This window comes from Rhabdothermincola sp., assembly GCF_036846205.1.
Classification (GTDB): Bacteria; Actinomycetota; Acidimicrobiia; order Acidimicrobiales; family Acidimicrobilacustridaceae; genus Rhabdothermincola.
In genome coordinates, this window is record NZ_DAIUCK010000070.1 from 1 (window position 1) to 17,665 (window position 17,665).

Genomic DNA, 17,665 nt, shown 5'->3' on the forward strand with positions numbered 1-17,665 from the left:
GGGTGGTGGTCGGCGGTGCGGTCGTCGTGCTCGTGACGGCCGTCGTGGTGGTGGGCGCCTGGGTGGTGCTGGTCGTCGAGGTCGGGGCCTTGGTCGTGGTGGTGGTCCCGGAGCCGGTGCCCACCTGACGGAACGAGTCCACCAGAGCCCGAACCATGCCCGACGCACCGGTCACCTCGAACTGCACGCCGACCCGGTGGACCGACGCGGCCGCAGGAGCGGGCACCGTGAACGTCACCCGGGTCCATTGGCCGGGGGTGACCGGAGCGGCCGGACCGAAGGTCCATGCCCACGAGGGGCTCTGCACGTTGAGGCGGGCACTCCACCGTCCTGGGGTGCCGACAGGTAGGTACACGTAGGTCGACAGCTCCGTGCCCGAGATGCGTAGATCGGTCGGTGAGAAGACCGGGCTGTTCAGCCGCAGGGTGTTCCAGCTGCCGGTCACGGACCGGGTGCCCGCCAGCGCGCCAGCGCCCTCGTACTTCGTCGCCTTGTCGACGGATACCTGGCTGTTCTCGCCGACCCAGCCTTGTAGGCCGCCGTTCCAGCCGTACCGGATGGGGGTCGTCGCCGCGCTCGCCGTCGCCAACGGCAGGAGCCCGAGCAGCGCCGCCGCGGCGACCAGCAACGCGCCGAGCCCCAGGCGGTCTCGCCGCCGGTGCGTGGGACCGTCTGATCGGAAGAGGTTGAGGGGATTGACCACGTGACCTTCCTTTCGCATCGGGAGCGGTCGCCAAGGGGCATCGGAAGATCTCGAGGTCGTTCTGAGAGGGATTTCGACTTCGCGACAGCGTTCTCACCGGCCGCGTCGGGCGAGCACCCAAGATGGGTCGGCTCGGGCCACGAGTCGCGCGCATCGCCGTCGGGTCACGATCGCGGAGTCACGACCGCGGCCCCCTCTCCCCTCGCCCCTCACCCGAACTGTTCAGCAGATCGCGGCCTCCGACCGCGCTGCGATGAACAGTTCGACAAGCGTCAGCGGCCGGGGGCGCGAACCACCGTCACCGGGCAGGGGGCGTAGTGCACGACCTGCTGGCTGACCGAGCCGAGGAGCGCACCCTTCAACCCGCCGTAGCCACGTGAGCCGACCACGATGAGGTCGTCTGCGCTGGCCTGCTCGAGCAGCGCACGCACCGGGGGGCCCTCGACGACGTGGGCCTCGACCCGGTCGGCTCCGTCCTCCCCGAGCTCCTCAACCAGCGTCTCGCGGAGCCGCTGCGCGACGGCCTGGCTCAGCTCCTCGATCTCGGTCGGGGCGTTGGTGGCCACGATCAGCGGCGAGAACTCCCACGCCCACACGGCGACGAGCGGTGCCCTCCAGCGCTCGGCCTCGGAGGCCGCCCACCGAAGCGCGGCCCGGGAACCGTCCGATCCATCGACACCCACGATGACCCGCTTCATCTCCCTCCTCGCCCACCCAACAGGACGCACCCGCAGTGACCCTGCTCATGCGCCCTCATCGCAGGGTCAGCCCACCGTCGACGACCACCACCTGCCCGGTGAGGTATCGCGCCGCGGCCACGTCGAGCACCACCTGCGCCACGTCTTCCGGCTCTCCGGAACGGCCGAGCGGCGCCCGCTCGGTCATGGCCTCGTGCAACGGCCCCCACCCGGCGGTCCATGGTGTGCGGATCAAGCCCGGCGCCACCGCGTTGACCCGCACCGCAGGGCCCACCACATTCGCGACCAACGCGGTCAGGTGGTTGAGCGCAGCCTTCGAGGCGGCGTAGGGGATCGAGCTCCCGGTCGGCCGGACGCCGGCCACCGAGGTGATGTTGACCACCGCGCCGTCGCCCGACGAGCGCAGCGCAGGCATGGCGAGCCTGGTCAGGTTCCACGTGCCCAGCACGTTGACGTCGAGGATCCGCCGGAACACCGCGTCGGTGACCGCATCGAGGTCGTGGTGCGGGATCACCTCGGTCACCCCGGCGTTGTTGACGAGCACGTCGAGGCGTCCGGCCTGCCGAACCACCGTGTCGACCAGCCTCCGGCAGTCGTCCTCACGGGAGATGTCGGCCTGGACGTAGAAGGCACCGGGCAACGACGACGCGACGGCCTGCCCCGCTTCGGTCGATGACGACGAGTTCACCACCACCCTGGCGCCCTCGCCGGCGAAGGCGCGGGCGCACGCCGCGCCGATGCCGCTGGAAGAGCCCGTCACGAGCACGACCTTGCCCGTGAATCGCTGCGTGGGGCTGGTCACGCTCATGGTCGCACCAGGGCCATGCGCGTCATCCGCCGACCTCCGAGGCCGGCCCCGTCTCGCCGGTCGACGTGCTCGACCCCGTTCGGGCCGCCTCGAGGAGCGCCTCCCACTGCGAGGTCGACAGCTCACCGCTGGCACGCCCGACCACCCTGCCATCGGCCCCGATGACCACGAAGTACGGGAAGGACGACAACCCGTAGGCGCTGGCGGCGGCCTGGTCCTGATCGTCGAGCATGGTCGGTACGGGCCACGCTTCCCGCCGGAGCCAGGCACCCGGTGGGTAGTTGCCCCGATCGGGGGCGACGGCCGTGCTCACCGCGTAGAGGTCGACGTCGGTCGGCATGCCGTTCGCCTCCAACCAGTCGGTGAGGCGCGGGACCTCCTTCTGACAGTGGGGGCACCAGTGCGCCAGGAACATCACGATCTTGGGCCGGCCGTCGCCGGGATCGATGCGCACCGCCTCCCCGTCGAAGGACTCCCCCACGAGACCCGGCGCAGGCTGCCCGACCGCGGGATCCGGGGTGGCCTGCGAGAACGCCGGCAGCGCGGAACCGGTGACCTGCACCGGCCCGGTGCTCCGATCGCCACTCGGCACCACCGTCCCACCCGACGGTGACGCGCCACCACCAGCCACGTCGTCACCCGACGAGCGGGTGGCGAGCAGGGCGATGCCCGCGGCGAGCAGGACGACCAGCACCGCGCCACCGATGATCCAGCCGGTGCGGGTTCGCGCCTCGGAGGCCGCCCGGGCCTGGCGAACCCGTTCAGAGCGAGACGAGCTCGCGGTCGGTCGATTCGACAACGGAGACCTCCTGGGGCGCGGGCCGAGCCAGCACCATCATCGCGATCACGAACGAGAAACCGCACAGTGCCATGAACGGCAGCGACACGAAACCGAACTCCCACACATGACGGGTGGTGCACGGAGCCTCGGCCGTGCAGAACGACGTGCCACTGTCCGGCGGGAAGGCCTGGATCCAGCTGTGGTAGACGCTGAACCCGGCCCCGATCACAGCCAGGGGCAGGGCATACCAGCGCACGTCACGATCTCGACGGACCGCGGCGACCGGGAGCACCACCGCGAGGGAGTACATGAAGATGCGCTGATACCAGCACAGGGTGCACGGTGTGAACCCGGCGACCTGTGAGTAGTACAGGCTCCCCAGAGTTGCCACCACCGCCACGAGCGCGGCCAGCGTCACCGACGCGTCGCCCACGTCACGGCGCAACGCCGCCAGCACCGGTGAGGGAACGACCCGCTGAACCACACCCGCGATCACCGTCACCGCCACCGCTGCGAGGCAGCACAACGCGAGCACGGCGAAGAAGAACGATGCGGTCGAGACGCCCATGAGCAACCCCGAGTGTATGGGCGGGGAGACACCCGACGGGGTTCGCCGCCCCTGCTTCGGGTACCCGAGGCGCTGACGGGACGCAGCCTCAGTCGAGGCTCAGTGCTCGATGGTGACGTCGATGACCCTCGGGTGGGCGTCCAACGCCCGGACCGCGCCGACGGCCCGCACGGAGGCCATCTCGGCCACCGCCGGCTCGACTGGCACGTTCGGGCGCAACATGACCCGCAGGTCGTCACCCACCCGGCGCACGTGGGCCTCGGCCATCGAGCTGTCCAACCCATGACGGCTCAGCACCTCCCGCAGCGACCGGGTTGCGGCGTCGGCATGGCGGCGCAGCGGAGCACTGGCCGCCTCGGTGACCGCCAGGTCCAGCTCGTCCGTACCCTCATGTACCACGGTGGCCCAGTCTGCGTACGGGGAGCGGGAGACGTCACCGGCGACCACGAGTGGGACGAACCTCCGAAGCGCGCAACGGACACCGTCTTCACCGGGCGCCGGCCCGTTGCCAGGCTGGCCTCGCACCACCACAGCAACGTCGATGTGCTCGCGCTCCAGCGGGCAGGTCCCCGGCTCGGCCAGGCCTCGGCACGGGAAGGCGGGGGCGCCCGCGTCGTGGCAGCGGGACACCTCGTGTCCGGCCTCGGCCAGCTTGGCGGCTGCCCCCGCCGCGGCCCCCGGGTCCCCTTCGAGAAGCAACACACGCATCGGGCTACACCTCCTGGCCGCTACCGCGGACCCCCTGATCGGCGATACGGCACCGATGGTCGGCGGTGGGCGTGGCCCTCGCACAGGGCATGGCGTCCTAGCGCCATGGGACCTAAGTCCCTTCATCGCCCGACGGCCTGCCCTGCCCGGCCGGACACCCGGCGAGTCACACTGCCGGCACGGGCCTTCGGGCCCGATCCTCCCGAACCGCCCTCCCGCAAGGAAGGACCTCATGGCCCCCAACGACGACCGGAGCATGTTCTCGCTGTTCGCCTCGCTGCTCTCCGTGGCCGCGTTCCTGCTGGCCGCGATCGGCATCGTGGTCGTGGTCAACAAGGACGAAGGTGGCGCCACCACTGCAAAGGCCCCACCCGTACCGGTCACGATCTCGGAGTTCAAGATCGCGCCGGCCAGCATCTCGGTCGGCATCGGGGGGTCGCTGCTGGTCACCAACGGAGGGTCCCAGGTGCACAACCTCGAGATCGTGGGCGGCCCCAAGACCCGCGATCTCGCTCCCGGCGCCAGCCAGGAGCTCGACCTCTCCAGCCTCGCGCCCGGCACCTACGACGTCCTCTGCAACATCCCCGGTCACGCGGACGCCGGCATGAAGGGAACGCTCACCGTGTCGGCTGGGGCGGCTGCGGCCACCACGGACACCGCCGCCGCGGGTGGCCACGGCGGCCACAGCGCTGCGGACTGGGCGAAGCTCGACCAGCAGATGATCGACAGCGCGAACGGCTACGTGAACGCCATCCTGGAGTCGGCCGCTGCGGGCGGGGGGATGACCACCAACGGCGTGCCTGGCCTGCGAGCCGTCCCGACCGAGGGTGTCGGCAACCAGAAGCTGGAGCCGGAGATCCTCCCGGACGGGACCAAGCGGTTCAACCTCACGGCGGCGATCACCCAGTGGCAGGTGGAGCCCGAGCGCACCGTCGAGGCCTGGACCTACAACGGGATGGTGCCCTCACCGTGGATCCGGGTCGAGCCCGGTGACCGGGTGCAGGTCGTGCTGAAGAACGACCTACCGGTGAACACCGACATCCACTTCCACGGGATCACCACCCCCTTCCCCTCCGATGGCGTGTCGCCCATCACCCAGCCACCGATCAAGCCGGGTGAGACCTACACGTACACCTTCACCGCTCCGGACCGGCCGGAGCTCGGGATGTACCACCCCCACAATCACGGCCAGGTGGCGGTGGTGAACGGAATGTTCGGCATGTTCCAGGTGGGCGACCTCCCCTTGCCGCGGGGGCGGACCATCAACGGCGTCACCGTCCCGGCGAACCTCCAGATCGCCCAGGAGATCCCGATGGTGCTGAACGACGCGGGCGTGATCGGCCTGAGCCTGAACGGCAAGGGCTTCCCGGCCACCGATCCCATCGTGAGCAAGGTCGGCGACTGGCACCTCGTCCACTACCAGAACGAAGGTCTGCAGATCCACCCGATGCACCTGCACCACATGCCGCAGCTGGTGGTGGCGAAGGACGGCTTCCCCCTCGAGCAGCCCTACTGGGTCGACACCCTGAACGTGGCTCCGGGCGAGCGCTACAGCGTGCTGGTGCAGAGTCGCCCCGAGGACCTCAACGTCGAGTACCAGCCCGGGCAGCCGGCCGCCGCCCAGTACGGCATCTGGGCCTACCACTGCCACATCCTCACCCATGCGGAGAGCGACGCTGGCCTGCACGGCATGGTGACCGCCTGGATCGTCACCCCCTGAACCCCTCGGGTCCGGGATGGTCGGGAAAGCCCGGCCTCAGCCCGTGACCTCGGACGTCATGTGGGTGGCCGCCAGAGATGCGGCGGCCACCCACCCCATCCAGCAGCCCTCATCAGCCCCGGAAGGCCTCGGGTGGCATCGGTTGGCTCACTCGACGGCCGGTGATCTCACCGAGGGGCACTCGTACCCAGTTCGACTTCTCGTGTGACGACCAGGGCCGCAGCGGGAGCTTCGCCAGCCGGTCACGCTCGGCGGCGTCGACCACCAGCTCGGACCGACCGGTCACCAGGACGCTCCAGCCGGTCTGGGTCCGCCCGTCGGTCTGGTCCACCTCGAAGGCCACGGCGGCGGAGCGGACCGCCGCATCGAACTTCGTGCCCTCGGCGGTACGGAACACGATGACCTCGCCATCCATCACGTAGTTCACCGGCAGGATCACGGGCTGGCCGGCGACCACGACGGCCACCCGACCCACCTGTTGGCCAGCCAGCAACTCCAGGCACGTCTTGCGATCGAGCACCTCGATCCCGGTCCTGCTGTCGACGAGTCGCATCGCGACACCTCCTGATCACCTCCGAGGTTCCCCCCTGACCGGCGGGCGCGTCCAGAGGACAAAGTCGCACGTCGCCGGGCCAGGCATCTCGCCACCGGTCCCCTCGATAGCGCGCTGTACCGCACCGGCTGGGGCCGAAGGGCCTCCGATCCGGCAGGCCTTTTCGCCCTTGCCCCGCCAGCAGGGCCAGGGCACCCTGGGTACGAACACGCGATCCGTGAGGGAAGGAGCCACGAATGTCGCACGAACAGCCCTCGGATGAGTGGACCTTCCTGCGACCGGACGAGTTCGTCGATGACGACGCGGTCGAGCGAGCCGATCAGGCAGCAGAACGCCAGCCCGAGGAACAAGCGATGCACGTGTCGCCCATCGACCGTCTCCCGGCCAACGATCCTGGGCGAGCAGACGTGGACACCGGCACCCCCTCCGGCGACGACGCTGACGAGCGCTCGACAGTGAGCTACTTCGACGACGAGGAGCCGGAGTGGACGAATGAGGACGAACGGCCGCCCACGGTCGAGCATGAACCCGATCTGGAGGAGATCCTGGAGAGCCAGCACTACACGTTCCCGCCCACCGAGCGCTGAAGCGCTCGCCGCACCGTCCCGAACCGAGGAGGTTCTGCCCACGTGGAAGTCGAGGAGCTCGAAGTCCAGGTCACGACCCGAGGCGACGTGCCCGAGGCCGCCAAGCAGTATGCGGTCGAGAAGGTGACTCATCTCGCCCGTCTCACGAAGCGACCGATCCTCTTCGTACAGGTGAAGCTCTCCCTCGAAGGCAACCCGTCGCGGGAACGACCGGCCCTGGCCGAGGCGTCCCTCGACGTGAACGGCCGACACCTGCGAGCCCACGTGGCCGCGCACGACCTGACCGAGGCCGTCGACCTGCTCACCGACCGCCTCCGCCGCCGGCTGGAGCGCAGCACCCACCGGACGGATCCGCAACACCGCCCACCGGCGGGAGACGGGCATTGGCGACACGGAGACCTGCCCACCCAACGCCCGGAGTACTTCGACCGGCCGGTCGACGAGCGGGAGATCGTGCGTCACAAGACCTTCGCCCTGGCCCCGATGACCTGCGATGAAGCCGCGTTCGACCTCGACATGCTCGGCCACGACTTCTACCTCTTCACCGACATCGAGACCGGCGCTGACAGCGTGCTGTTTCATCCCGAAGGATCCGACCGGCTCGAGCTGATGCAGGCGGCCGACGAGAACCGGGTGCCGGAGTCGTGCTCCGCTCCCGTCGTCGCCAGCACCCAACGACCGTCCACGATGACGGTCAGCGAGGCGGAGGAACGGCTCGACGTCTCGAAGGAGCCGTTCGTGTTCTTCGTCAACGTCGAGACGGGCAGGGGGAACGTCATCTACCGCCGCTATGACGGCCACTACGGTCTGATCACCCCGGCATGAGCATCGAGACGACCTGAGGTGATCACGATGGCGACCGAGACCACCGACGCCCCGGCTGGCACGCCAGCGCCGACCACCAAACCCCGAGTCGTCGTGGGGGTCGACGGTTCCGAGGGGTCCCGGGCCGCACTCACCTTCGCCGCGCAGGAGGCCCGGCTGCGGGGTGCCCGCTTGGAGGTCGTCGTCGCCTGGCAGTACCCGGTCCTCACGACCATGCCGGCGTTCGGCGTGCTGCCGCCGGCCGACGAGATGGCCAGCGAGGCCCGCCAAGGCTTGGAGCAGCTCCTCCGTGACGAGGGTCTGGCCGAGGACCCCGAACTCGAGGTGGTCCCGGTGGTCGCACAGGGCCCACCCGCGGCCGCGTTACTCGACGCCTCCAAGGACGCCGACCTGCTGGTGGTGGGCTCGCGTGGCCACGGCGGCTTCACCGGGCTGTTGCTCGGTTCGGTCAGCCAGGCGTGCGTCACCCACGCGATCTGTCCGGTGGTGGTCGTGCCGAAGCCGCCGCGGGAGCCAGGTGGCTGACGTCGCGATCGACCCCCCCACCCGGACGGCTCCGGCCACCGGCGAGACCTGCGATAGACAAAAGCGGTGGAGGTCATCGCCGAGCCGGAGGGGATCGCCGGACTCACCACGGCGGAGGTCGAGGACCGCCGAGCCAAGGGGCTCACGAACGACGTTCCGGACCCCACGAGCCGCACGGTCGGCCAGATCATCCAGGCGAACGTCCTCACGCCCTTCAACTTCCTGCTCGGAAGCCTGCTCCTGGTGATCCTCGCGGTGCGTGAGTACCGAGACGCGCTCTTCGGCATCGTCCTCGTCGCCAACGCCCTCATCGGCATCATCCAGGAAACCCGTTCCAAGCGGGCGCTCGACCGGCTCGCGCTGCTCAACCAGCCCAGGGTGACGGTGCTTCGTGACGGCGCCCCGGTGGAGGTCTCAACCCGCGAACTGGTCCTCGACGACGTGATCGTGCTGAGCCTCGGCGACCAGATCACGGTGGACGGCACGGTCATCGACACCTCGGGCCTGGAAGTCGACGAATCCCTGCTCACAGGCGAGGCGGACCCGGTGGACAAGGCACTTGGCGACCACGTGCTCTCCGGCAGCTTCGTGGTTGCGGGCGGCGGCCGGATCAGGGCGACCGGTGTCGGATCCGACGCCTACGCCTTCCGCCTGAGCAGCGAGGCCCGCCGCTTCTCCCTCGTGCGCTCGGAGCTGCGCGAGGGCATCAACCGGATCATCTCCTTCGTCGGCTGGCTCATGGTGCCCACAGCCGTGTTGCTGGTGACTGCGCAGATCCGGGCCGACGAGGGTCTCATCTCCGCGGTGCAGGGCTCGGTCGCCGGTCTGGTGGCCATGGTCCCCGAAGGGCTCGTGCTCCTCACCAGCATCGCCTTCGCGGTCGGCGCCACCCGGCTGGCCCGCCAGCAGGTGCTGACCCAGGAGCTGGCCGCCATCGAAGGGCTGGCACGGGTCGACGTGATCTGTCTCGACAAGACCGGCACCCTCACCGAAGGCGAGCTGGTGCTCGCCACCGTCGAGCACCTCGACGGTGGCGACCCCGACGCCGCCGCCGCCCTCGCGGCGCTCGCCGCAGCCGACGAGCACCCGAACCCCAGCCTGCTCGCGATCCGTTCGCAGTACGCCACCCCTCCGGGGTGGACGCTCAGCAGTTCCGTGCCGTTCTCCTCCGCCCGCAAGTGGAGCGCCGCGGCCTTCGAGGACCACGGCTGCTGGTTCCTCGGAGCCCCCGACATCCTGCTCACCTACGCCACGCCTTCGGCTGACGCCTCCGAGCGCCTCCGGTACTACACCGAGCGAGGCCGGCGGGTGATCATGCTCGCCCGCTCGCCCGCCGGCCTGCGTGGCGAGGAGCTCCCTGATGGGCTGGTGCCGGTTGCCCTCGTCGTACTGGAGGAGAAGCTCCGCGACGCCGCGTTCGGCATGATCCGCTACTTCGAGGACCAGCAGGTCACGGTGAAGGTGATCTCCGGGGACAACCCGGTCACGGTGGCCGCGGTCGCCCAGCGGGTCGGCGTGGCCGGCGCGGCTACCGCCTTCGACGCCCGTCAGCTCCCCGAGGACCCTACCGAGCTCGCCCGGGTGATGGAGGATCACTCGGTCTTCGGCCGGGTCACCCCGCAGCAGAAACGCTCGATGGTCCACGCGCTGCAGTCGATGGGGCACACCGTGGCGATGACCGGCGATGGTGTCAACGACACCCTGGCATTGAAAGACGCCGACATCGGTGTCGCGATGGGCACCGGTAGCCAGGCCGCGCGTGCCGTCGCCCGGTTCGTGCTGCTCGGCAACGACTTCGCCTTGTTCCCCTCAGTCGTGGCCGAGGGGCGCCGGGTGATCGCCAACGTGGAGCGGGTGGCCAACCTCTTCCTGACCAAGACCTTCTACGCCATGCTGCTCGCGCTCGCGGTCGGGGTCGCGGGCCTGCCGTTCCCGTTCATCCCCAGGCACTTCACGATCATCTCCAGCCTCACCATCGGCATCCCGGGCTTCTTCCTCGCGCTGGCACCGAACGCCCGGCGGGCCCGACCGAACTTCCTCGCCCGAGTCCTGCGCTTCGCCGCCCCTGCCGGGTCGGTCGCCGCGACCGCCACGCTCACCGCCTACCAGATCGCTCGGGAGGTCGAGGACCTCGACGTCGAGATCGCCCGCACCGTCGCCGTCGTCGTGCTGTTCATGGTGGCCATCTGGGTGCTCGCCATCCTGGCCAGGCCCTTCAACGGCTGGCGAGCCGCGCTAGTGGGATCGATGGCCGGAGCGTTCTTCCTCACCCTCGCGCTCCCCCGGCTGCGGGCCTACTTCGAGTTGCCGCTCCCGCCGGCCGATGCGTTGCTGGTCGCGGTCGCGGTCGGGGCAGCAGCCTGCGGGCTCCTGGAACTGGGCTGGCGACTGGCTGGCTGGGTCGACCGGAACACGTCCATCAACCTCGAGATGGCCGCTCGCTGACCCGATCACCGGTCAGCGCCGCGCCGATCCCTTGCGCTGCCGTTCGGCTAAGCGAGCCGCGTAGACCGCGGCTTCGGTGCGACGCTGCATGCCCATCTTCGACAGCAGGTTCGACACGTAGTTCTTGACCGTCTTCTCCGCGAGATACATCCGGTCGGCGATCTCGCGGTTGGTGAGCCCCTCGGCCAGCAGATCGAGGATGCGTCGCTCCTGATCGGTCAGCGCTTCCACCCGCTCATCACCCACGGAGCCGTTGCGCAGCCGGTCGAGCACCCTCGCCGTCACCGAGGGATCGAGCAACGACTGGCCCGACGCGACCGCTCGCACCGCCTCGACGAGCTCAGAGGCGCGGATCTGCTTGAGAACGTAGCCGGCCGCGCCGGCCATGATCGCGTCGAACAGCGCCTCGTCGTCGGCGTAGGAGGTCAACATCAGGCAGTGGAGCTGCGGCATCCTGGACCGCACCTCCCGGCAGACCTCCACGCCGTCGCCGTCCGGCAGCCGCACGTCGAGCACAGCCACGTCCGGGTTCGTGGCGGGGATGCGCCGCAGTGCTTCCTCCGCAGTGCCCGCCTCGCCGATCACCTCCATGTCGCCGGCACCTTCGAGCAGCTCTCGAAGCCCGCGGCGCACCACCTCGTGGTCATCGAGCAGGAACACGCGGATCGGCATTCTGACATTGTGCCCGATGCCGACTCCGGTCGCGTCTGGAGTCCCCGTCCGAGCGGGTCAGCCACTCCCGTCGGGACCGAGGCGGTGGTGCTTGAGCTCCCCTTTCCCGTACCACCCGCCGATGCGGCGTCCGGTGACCAGGTCGGTGCTGATCGCCACCCAGTGGTCGGTCTGCTCGTTCGCCCACGGCCGCAGGGGGAGCCGGCGGAGCCGCTCGAGGTCATGTGGGTCGGTGACCAGCGACGACTGGCCACGGACCAGGACCGACCAGCCCGTGTGGCTCACCGGATCGATCTGGTCGGTCTCGAACGCCACGATGGCCCCCAGGAGCGCGGCCCGCAGCTTGCCCCCCTCCGAGGTGCGGATGATGATGCGCTCGCGTTCGGCGTCGTACGCGAAGTTCACCGGCAGCACGACCGGCAAGGCGTTGATCGACAGACCGACTCGACCCACGGGTACCGTACGCAGCAGCCCCAGGCAGTGAGCGCGGTCGAGGATCTCCATGCCGTTGCGGTCTTCTTCCACCATCGACGATGGTGCGCGGGCCACCTGAGTGCCGGGTAGGGCCGAACGTCCCGCACGGCAGGACGGATCCACCCGCGCGCTGCGCCCACTACGCTCAGGATGCATGTACCGGACGGTGGTGGTGCCTCTCGATGGATCCGAACTCGCCGAGCGGGCCCTCGGTCCGGCATCCACCGTCGCCCGGGCCGCGGGCGCCGAGCTGCAGCTGATGCGCGTCGTCGGAGCTGGCGGGGCAGAGGAAGCCCATCGCTACCTCGAGGGGTGGGCGGCGCGGCTGGACGTGCCCTGCCGCCCGCCGTACGTGATCGAAGCCGATTGGGTGGCGGAGTGCATCGCCAACGCGGCAGAGGAGCCGGGCGCGCTCATCTGCCTGACCAGCCATGGGAGCAGCGGAGTGCGCCGGGTCCTGCTCGGCTCGGTCGCCGAGGACGTCTTGCGTCTCGGCTCCGGACCGGTACTGGTGGTGGGCCCGGAGCTGGCCTCGGGCAGCCCGACGCTCCAAGGCGGGCGCCTGCTGGTGTGCACGGACGGGTCCGCCTTCTCAGAGTCCATCCTGCCCGTCGCAGCAGAGTGGGCGAGCCATTTCGGGCTCGAACCGTGGGTGACCAGCGTGGTCGACCCCGATGCTGCGACGAGAGCCGCTGGCCGTGAGCCCGTGCCGGACACCGTCGACAGCGCCCACGTGGAGCGGGTGGCCCGAGGGCTGGGCGTGAACGGGACCGCCGGCGGGTGGGAGGTTCTCTACGACCGCGATCCGGCGGCGGCGATCGTCGATTTCGCAGCCCGCCTCCCCGCCGCGATCGTGGCCATGGCCACGCACGGCACGACGGGGCTGGCTCGGGTGGCGATCGGCAGCGTCGCCGCGGACGTGGTACGTCATGCACCCTGCCCGGTGCTGGTACTCCGCCCCGACGGCCTCCACGACGGGACGACCGAACCGCCCGCCGGCTGAGCTGCGCCGCCGGCTCCACGGTCAGCTGCGAGGCACCCGCCCTTCCACCGCGTCGTCGCCGAACAGCGCCCGGGTCACAGGCTCGTAGTTCGGGCCACGGCGGAGGTGGTGACCACCGTCGACGTTGATGGTGGCGCCGGTGATCCAGCTCGACTCCGGCCCGAGCAGGAAGCGCACCAGTGCCGCCACATCGTCGACGGTGCCGGTGCGACGCACCGGCATCTGGTCAAGGTAGTCGCCTCGGATCTGCTCGTCGGCCATCACCAGCGACACCAGGTCGGTGTCGACCAGGCCCGGTTGCACGGAGTTCACCCGCACCCCGGCCACCCCGAGCTCGTCCGCGGCCACCCGCACCAGCATGTCGATGGCCGCCTTACTGACGCAGTACGGGCCCATGAACCGATGCGTCGCCACCCCCGCGATCGACGAGATGGCGACCATGGCACCCCCGCCGCTGGCGCTGATGGCCGCACCGGCGTGCTTGAAGGTGAGGAAGGTCCCGGTGGTGTTGGTGGCGAGGATGCCATCCCACTCCTCGAGCGGGGTGACCAGGAGCGGCCCGAGCCCACCCCGGCCGGCGGCGGCGACGGCGAGGTGAAGCGAACCGAGCGGCGCCGTGGCGGCATCGACCGCGGCGCGCACCTGCTCTTCGTCCGCGACGTCGCACGCCACCCAGTGGACCGAACCCTCGCCTGATGACTCCTCCCGCAGCAGATCGGCGGCCTCGCGCAGCCTCGACTCCGTGCGACCGGCGATGGTGACCGTCGCGCCGTCACGTACGAGGTACCGCGCACACTGCAAGCCGATGCCGCTGCCTCCGCCGGTCACCAGCGCTGCCTGCCCTGCCAACGTGCTCATCCGCACCACCACCTCGACGCTCTCGAACCCGGCGAAACCTACGCTGTCCGCGTGGGCGCCACCACTCCCCAGCTCATCGAGCCGATGCGTGCCGTGCTGGTTGACGCGGTCCCCGACGACGATGACCGCTGGTCCTACGAGATCAAATGGGACGGCATGCGTGCCATCGCCGTGGTCGAACACGGCGTGCTCCGCCTGCACACGGCGAACCTGCTCGACGCCACCGATCGGTTCCCGGAGCTGCAGGCCCTGGCCGCGGCCATCGCCCCCCGCACGGCCGTCCTCGACGGCGAGATCGTGACCTTGGACGACCGAGGGATCCCGGACTTCGGCCGGCTGCAGCCACGCATCCAAGCCCACAGCCCCGCTTCGGTGCAGCAGGCTGCAGCCCGCCAGCCCGTGGTGTACGTGTTGTTCGACCTGCTGGCGCTCGACGGTCGGGACCTCACCGCCCTGCCGTACGAGCAGCGGCGATCCATGCTGCGAGACCTGATCACCCCCGGCCCCGCCTGGCGGGTCACCGAAGCGTGGACCGGCGGGGGGCGAGAGTTGCTCGAGGTCATGCGCGACCGCGGCCTGGAGGGCCTGATCGCCAAGCGGCTCGGCAGCCGTTACGAACCGGGACGCCGCTCCGGCGCCTGGCGGAAGCTGAAGGTCCGCCAGCAACAGGAGCTGGTGGTCGGGGGTTGGCTGCCCGGCAAGGGCGCGCGATTGCCGACCTTCGGAGCCCTGCTCGTCGGCTACATCGACGGCCCGTCGCTGCGGTACGCAGGCCGAGTCGGCACCGGCTTCGACCACCGCGAGCTGCACGAGCTGCGGCGCCTGCTCGACGCCCGCTCGACCGACCGCTGCCCGTTCGACCCGCCACCGCCGGCGGCGGTGCGCAAGCTCGCCCGGTGGTCCGAGCCGACCCTCGTGGTGGAGGTCGCCTTCCGGGAGTGGACCGCTGACGGAATCCTCCGCCAGCCGGTGTACCTCGGCCAGCGGATCGACAAGGATCCGAGCCAGGTGGTGCGCGAGCAGGCGTGAGCGACTCGCCCCGACCCGGTCTGGCAGCACAGACGTGCGATGCTGACATGGTGCGATCCGGTCTGGACGACGACGAGGTACGACTCGTCATCCCGGCCACGCCGGCCTACAGCCGGGTCGCTCGGGTGGCTGTCTCGGGGATCGCTGCTCGCCTCGGTCTGCGACTCTCGGAGATCGAGGACCTGCGGATCGCGGTTGACGAGACGCTGATCCTGTTGCTCCGATCCGCCGGAGCGGCGGACACGATCGCGCTCACCTTCCACATCCAAGCCGGCAGGCTCACCATCGACGCAGGTGCGAACGCTGGCCCGAGCGGTCACCAGCTCGACGACACGGTGCGCTCGCGCTTCGAGCACCTCGTGGGACCGGTCGTCGACGAGTACCAGCTCGGCGAGCACGGCGAGCGGGTGCGCCTGGTGAAGACGCTGCCCACCTGACCAGTCCACCACGATCTCGTCGGGTGCCGACTCAGCGACCGGTGTGACCGAACCCGCCGTCACCCCGGTGGGAGCCATCGAGCTCGTCGACCACGTCAAGCACCACGTGTTCCACGGGCTGCACGACGAGCTGGGCGATGCGCTCGCCGCGCACCACCTCGAAATCCTGCACCGGATCGGTGTTCAGCAGCAGCACCTTCAGCTCACCTCGGTAGCCGCTGTCGATCAGACCGGGCGAGTTGAGGCACGTCACCCCGTGATGGAGCGCGAGCCCGCTCCGAGGCTGCACGAAACCGGCGAAGCCTTCCGGGATGGCGATGGCCACACCGCAGGGCACCAACGCCCGTCCGCCCCCGGCGCGGATCACCACGTCGTGGCGAGCCAGCAGGTCCAGACCGGCGTCGCCCGGCCTGGCGTAGGCGGGAAGCGGGAGGTCAGGATCGAGGCGGACCAGCGGGATGCGCAACACGAGCGCAGGCTAGGCGAGACACGAAACGGGACGAGCACCCTATCGGCCGGCTGCGTCTACCATGCGGCCGATGTCATTCGAGCCCGCAGCAGGCTCGCGAAGGCTGCGCGATCACATCGGGGTGCTCCGTCGCCGGGCGCTCGTCGTCGCCGCCGTCACCCTCGCCGCCGCGCTGGTCGCGCTCGGGCTGTCGCTGACCCAACCTCGGCGCTACACCGCCACCGCGCAGGTGCTGTTCCAGCAGGACACGGCCACGGTGCAGGATCCGCGGCCCGACCAGATCGTCGACAGCAAGCGCCTGGACCCGGTGCGGGTGATGCAGAACGAGGCCCGCCTGGCCTCCAGCGAGCTGGTCCGGGAGCGGGCGCGCGACCTGCTCGGCCAACCGGTGAGCGGCTCGGTGACCAACGTCCGCGACTCGGACGTCCTCCTCTTCTCCGCCAACGCCTCGACCCCCGAGGGCGCGGCCAGCGCCGCGAACGCCTGGGCTGACGCGTACACCGCGGTGCGAGCGGACCTGTCGGCCTCCCGGACCACCGCCAGCTCGTCGGCCATCGCCGCGCAGCTCGATGCCATCGACTCCCGGGTGGCGGCGATCGACCGGGAGCTCGACGCCGGGCCCGACGCCGAACGGGCCGCGGCACTGGACGCGGAGCGGGCCGCGCTGATCGACCAGCGGGCCGCATGGGTCCGCCAGCAGCAGGTCCTGGCGGCCGACACCGCGCTGGCATCGACCAACGAGGCGCGAGTCATCGACCGGGCCGATCCCCCACGGCACCCTTCACAGCCGGCCACGCTCCGCAACCTGGTCCTGGCCGTGCTGGTGGGGCTCGTGCTCGGCCTGGCCACTGCGTACGCAGTCGACGAGCTCGACGACGCCATCCGGAACGTCGACGACCTGGCGCGGGCGTTGGCGCTGCCCGCCATCGGCGCCGCCAGCACGCTGCCGGCATCGGGTGACGTGCGGATCGTCCCCGCCGACGATCCCGCGTTGGTCGAAGCCGGGGTGGCACCGCTGGCACCACCGGAGGCGGGCACCGGTCGCGCCCAGGTCCTGGTCGTACCCCGCGGGTCGCGGGGGCGGCAGGTGCGGGAGCGGGCCACGGCCCTCGATCGGCTCGGGGTGCATCTCGTGGGCGCAGTGCTGGCCGTGGGCGAGCAGGACGCCTCGGCTGACTCGACGTCGGACCTGGAGCGTTCCCGCCACCTCGCCTCCCAAGCGACCAGCGAGCAGCTGCGGGCATGACCACCGTCCACGTCGTCGTGGACGCGCTGCCGGTCCACTTCGGCGGCGGAGCCACCTACCTCACGAACCAGCTCCAGGCCCTCCGGCGCGTGGCCCCGGACGTGCAGGTGCAGCTCCTCGCCGGGCGGTGGAATGAGCCGCTGCTCCGCGAGAGCGGGCTATCCGCCGCGCAGGTCGAGGTGATCCGGGTCCCCGACGGGATCGGCCGTGGTGTCTGGGAGCAGGTGGCCCTCCCCGGTCGAGCCACCCCGCCAACCGTGCTGTACGCGCCGGGAGGCATCGTGCCGCTCCGTCCGTGCCGGGTCCCCGTACTGGCGGCCCTCCAGAACCCGAACTTCTTCGGCCGTGGCCGACAGGCCACCCACAACCGGCGCTGGCACCGCCGGTGGCGGGTGGCGCTGCACCGGTGGTGCGCTCGGCGCGCCGATCACCTCATCACGGTCTCCGAGTCCTTCCGCCGGGAGGTGGTCGGCGATCTCCCCGAACTGGCGGGCCGCCTCAGCGTCATCCCGAGCGGCATCGCTCCACTCCCCAGCGAGCACCTGCCCCCACCCAC

At 70.5% G+C, this 17,665-nt stretch carries 21 protein-coding genes; 10 read left to right on the top strand and 11 right to left on the bottom strand.

Going from position 1 to position 17,665, the window contains the following annotated elements; translation table 11 throughout:
• The 6 genes from V7004_RS10830 to V7004_RS10855 all read right to left on the bottom strand — a co-directional run.
• Positions 1-703, bottom strand: a 703-nt coding sequence (locus V7004_RS10830) for a hypothetical protein (RefSeq protein ID WP_334143952.1), incomplete at its 3' end; no start/stop codon positions are given.
• Positions 704-975: 272 nt separating this feature from the next.
• Positions 976-1,401, bottom strand: coding sequence for a universal stress protein (locus V7004_RS10835; RefSeq protein WP_334143953.1), 426 nt, complete (start codon positions 1,399-1,401; stop codon positions 976-978).
• A 55-nt stretch (positions 1,402-1,456) separates the two neighbouring features.
• On the bottom strand, positions 1,457-2,209 hold the full coding sequence (locus V7004_RS10840) for an SDR family NAD(P)-dependent oxidoreductase (protein WP_334143954.1): 753 nt from the start codon (positions 2,207-2,209) through the stop codon (positions 1,457-1,459).
• A gap of 22 nt (positions 2,210-2,231) precedes the next feature.
• A complete protein-coding gene (locus V7004_RS10845; protein ID WP_334143955.1) occupies positions 2,232-2,903 on the bottom strand; it encodes a TlpA family protein disulfide reductase in 672 nt (223 codons plus the stop codon).
• A gap of 67 nt (positions 2,904-2,970) precedes the next feature.
• Positions 2,971-3,558 (bottom strand): disulfide bond formation protein B, encoded by a 588-nt coding sequence (locus tag V7004_RS10850; RefSeq protein ID WP_334143956.1) that lies wholly within the window; start codon positions 3,556-3,558, stop codon positions 2,971-2,973.
• A 99-nt stretch (positions 3,559-3,657) separates the two neighbouring features.
• Complete coding sequence (locus V7004_RS10855) at positions 3,658-4,266, bottom strand: hypothetical protein (protein WP_334143957.1); 609 nt, start codon at positions 4,264-4,266, stop codon at positions 3,658-3,660.
• Between the two features lie 232 nt (positions 4,267-4,498).
• On the opposite strand from V7004_RS10855, the gene V7004_RS10860 reads away from it, so the two are divergent.
• Positions 4,499-5,986 carry a multicopper oxidase domain-containing protein gene (locus V7004_RS10860; RefSeq protein ID WP_334143958.1) on the top strand — a complete coding sequence of 496 codons (1,488 nt, stop codon included), beginning with the start codon at positions 4,499-4,501 and terminating at the stop codon, positions 5,984-5,986.
• 112 nt (positions 5,987-6,098) lie between these two features.
• Here the strand turns inward: V7004_RS10860 and V7004_RS10865 are convergent, their stop codons facing one another.
• Positions 6,099-6,539 (bottom strand): pyridoxamine 5'-phosphate oxidase family protein, encoded by a 441-nt coding sequence (locus V7004_RS10865; protein WP_334143960.1) that lies wholly within the window; start codon positions 6,537-6,539, stop codon positions 6,099-6,101.
• 236 nt (positions 6,540-6,775) lie between these two features.
• On the opposite strand from V7004_RS10865, the gene V7004_RS10870 reads away from it, so the two are divergent.
• From V7004_RS10870 to V7004_RS10885, 4 genes are all read left to right on the top strand, one after another.
• On the top strand, positions 6,776-7,126 hold the full coding sequence (locus tag V7004_RS10870) for a hypothetical protein (RefSeq protein ID WP_334143962.1): 351 nt from the start codon (positions 6,776-6,778) through the stop codon (positions 7,124-7,126).
• A 42-nt stretch (positions 7,127-7,168) separates the two neighbouring features.
• Positions 7,169-7,951, top strand: coding sequence for a ribosome hibernation promotion factor (locus tag V7004_RS10875; protein ID WP_334143964.1), 783 nt, complete (start codon positions 7,169-7,171; stop codon positions 7,949-7,951).
• Between the two features lie 27 nt (positions 7,952-7,978).
• Positions 7,979-8,476 (top strand): universal stress protein, encoded by a 498-nt coding sequence (locus V7004_RS10880; protein WP_334143966.1) that lies wholly within the window; start codon positions 7,979-7,981, stop codon positions 8,474-8,476.
• A 66-nt stretch (positions 8,477-8,542) separates the two neighbouring features.
• Positions 8,543-10,921 carry an HAD-IC family P-type ATPase gene (locus V7004_RS10885; protein ID WP_334143968.1) on the top strand — a complete coding sequence of 793 codons (2,379 nt, stop codon included), beginning with the start codon at positions 8,543-8,545 and terminating at the stop codon, positions 10,919-10,921.
• A gap of 12 nt (positions 10,922-10,933) precedes the next feature.
• On the opposite strand, the gene V7004_RS10890 is transcribed toward V7004_RS10885, so the two are convergent.
• Both V7004_RS10890 and V7004_RS10895 read right to left on the bottom strand, forming a co-directional pair.
• Entirely contained in the window at positions 10,934-11,593 is a 660-nt protein-coding gene (locus V7004_RS10890) for a response regulator transcription factor (protein WP_334143969.1), read from the bottom strand.
• 57 nt (positions 11,594-11,650) lie between these two features.
• Complete coding sequence (locus V7004_RS10895; protein WP_334143971.1) at positions 11,651-12,142, bottom strand: pyridoxamine 5'-phosphate oxidase family protein; 492 nt, start codon at positions 12,140-12,142, stop codon at positions 11,651-11,653.
• Between the two features lie 79 nt (positions 12,143-12,221).
• On the opposite strand from V7004_RS10895, the gene V7004_RS10900 reads away from it, so the two are divergent.
• Positions 12,222-13,070 carry a universal stress protein gene (locus V7004_RS10900; RefSeq protein WP_334143973.1) on the top strand — a complete coding sequence of 283 codons (849 nt, stop codon included), beginning with the start codon at positions 12,222-12,224 and terminating at the stop codon, positions 13,068-13,070.
• Positions 13,071-13,091: 21 nt separating this feature from the next.
• On the opposite strand, the gene V7004_RS10905 is transcribed toward V7004_RS10900, so the two are convergent.
• Complete coding sequence (locus tag V7004_RS10905) at positions 13,092-13,928, bottom strand: SDR family oxidoreductase (protein ID WP_334143974.1); 837 nt, start codon at positions 13,926-13,928, stop codon at positions 13,092-13,094.
• A gap of 51 nt (positions 13,929-13,979) precedes the next feature.
• Between V7004_RS10905 and ligD the strand changes: the two genes are divergently transcribed.
• Together ligD and V7004_RS10915 are read left to right on the top strand one after the other, a co-directional pair.
• Entirely contained in the window at positions 13,980-14,957 is a 978-nt protein-coding gene (gene ligD, locus V7004_RS10910; RefSeq protein ID WP_334143975.1) for a non-homologous end-joining DNA ligase, read from the top strand.
• Positions 14,958-15,007: 50 nt separating this feature from the next.
• Positions 15,008-15,394, top strand: coding sequence for a hypothetical protein (locus V7004_RS10915; RefSeq protein ID WP_334143976.1), 387 nt, complete (start codon positions 15,008-15,010; stop codon positions 15,392-15,394).
• Positions 15,395-15,425: 31 nt separating this feature from the next.
• Here the strand turns inward: V7004_RS10915 and dut are convergent, their stop codons facing one another.
• The gene (gene dut / locus V7004_RS10920) at positions 15,426-15,863 is read right to left on the bottom strand and encodes a dUTP diphosphatase (protein WP_334143978.1); all 438 of its coding nucleotides are present in this window, start codon (positions 15,861-15,863) and stop codon (positions 15,426-15,428) included.
• A 70-nt stretch (positions 15,864-15,933) separates the two neighbouring features.
• On the opposite strand from dut, the gene V7004_RS10925 reads away from it, so the two are divergent.
• Together V7004_RS10925 and V7004_RS10930 are read left to right on the top strand one after the other, a co-directional pair.
• Positions 15,934-17,109, top strand: a complete 1,176-nt coding sequence (locus tag V7004_RS10925; RefSeq protein ID WP_334143979.1) for a Wzz/FepE/Etk N-terminal domain-containing protein — start codon at positions 15,934-15,936, stop codon at positions 17,107-17,109.
• Positions 17,106-17,665, top strand: a 560-nt coding sequence (locus V7004_RS10930; RefSeq protein ID WP_334143981.1) for a glycosyltransferase, incomplete at its 3' end; no start/stop codon positions are given. The genes V7004_RS10925 and V7004_RS10930, both read left to right, overlap by 4 nt.

Bases quoted from the DNA above. Each gene is read 5' to 3' on its own strand.
- V7004_RS10860 (WP_334143958.1), top strand. From the start codon at position 4,499: ATGGCCCCCAACGACGACCGGAGCATGTTCTCGCTGTTCGCCTCGCTG.
- V7004_RS10835 (WP_334143953.1), bottom strand. From the start codon at position 1,401: ATGAAGCGGGTCATCGTGGGTGTCGATGGATCGGACGGTTCCCGGGCC.
- V7004_RS10925 (WP_334143979.1), top strand. From the start codon at position 15,934: ATGTCATTCGAGCCCGCAGCAGGCTCGCGAAGGCTGCGCGATCACATC.
- V7004_RS10900 (WP_334143973.1), top strand. From the start codon at position 12,222: ATGTACCGGACGGTGGTGGTGCCTCTCGATGGATCCGAACTCGCCGAG.
- V7004_RS10840 (WP_334143954.1), bottom strand. From the start codon at position 2,209: ATGAGCGTGACCAGCCCCACGCAGCGATTCACGGGCAAGGTCGTGCTC.
- V7004_RS10880 (WP_334143966.1), top strand. From the start codon at position 7,979: ATGGCGACCGAGACCACCGACGCCCCGGCTGGCACGCCAGCGCCGACC.
- V7004_RS10870 (WP_334143962.1), top strand. From the start codon at position 6,776: ATGTCGCACGAACAGCCCTCGGATGAGTGGACCTTCCTGCGACCGGAC.
- V7004_RS10865 (WP_334143960.1), bottom strand. From the start codon at position 6,539: ATGCGACTCGTCGACAGCAGGACCGGGATCGAGGTGCTCGATCGCAAG.
- V7004_RS10890 (WP_334143969.1), bottom strand. From the start codon at position 11,593: ATGCCGATCCGCGTGTTCCTGCTCGATGACCACGAGGTGGTGCGCCGC.
- V7004_RS10850 (WP_334143956.1), bottom strand. From the start codon at position 3,558: ATGGGCGTCTCGACCGCATCGTTCTTCTTCGCCGTGCTCGCGTTGTGC.
- V7004_RS10905 (WP_334143974.1), bottom strand. From the start codon at position 13,928: ATGAGCACGTTGGCAGGGCAGGCAGCGCTGGTGACCGGCGGAGGCAGC.
- V7004_RS10855 (WP_334143957.1), bottom strand. From the start codon at position 4,266: ATGCGTGTGTTGCTTCTCGAAGGGGACCCGGGGGCCGCGGCGGGGGCA.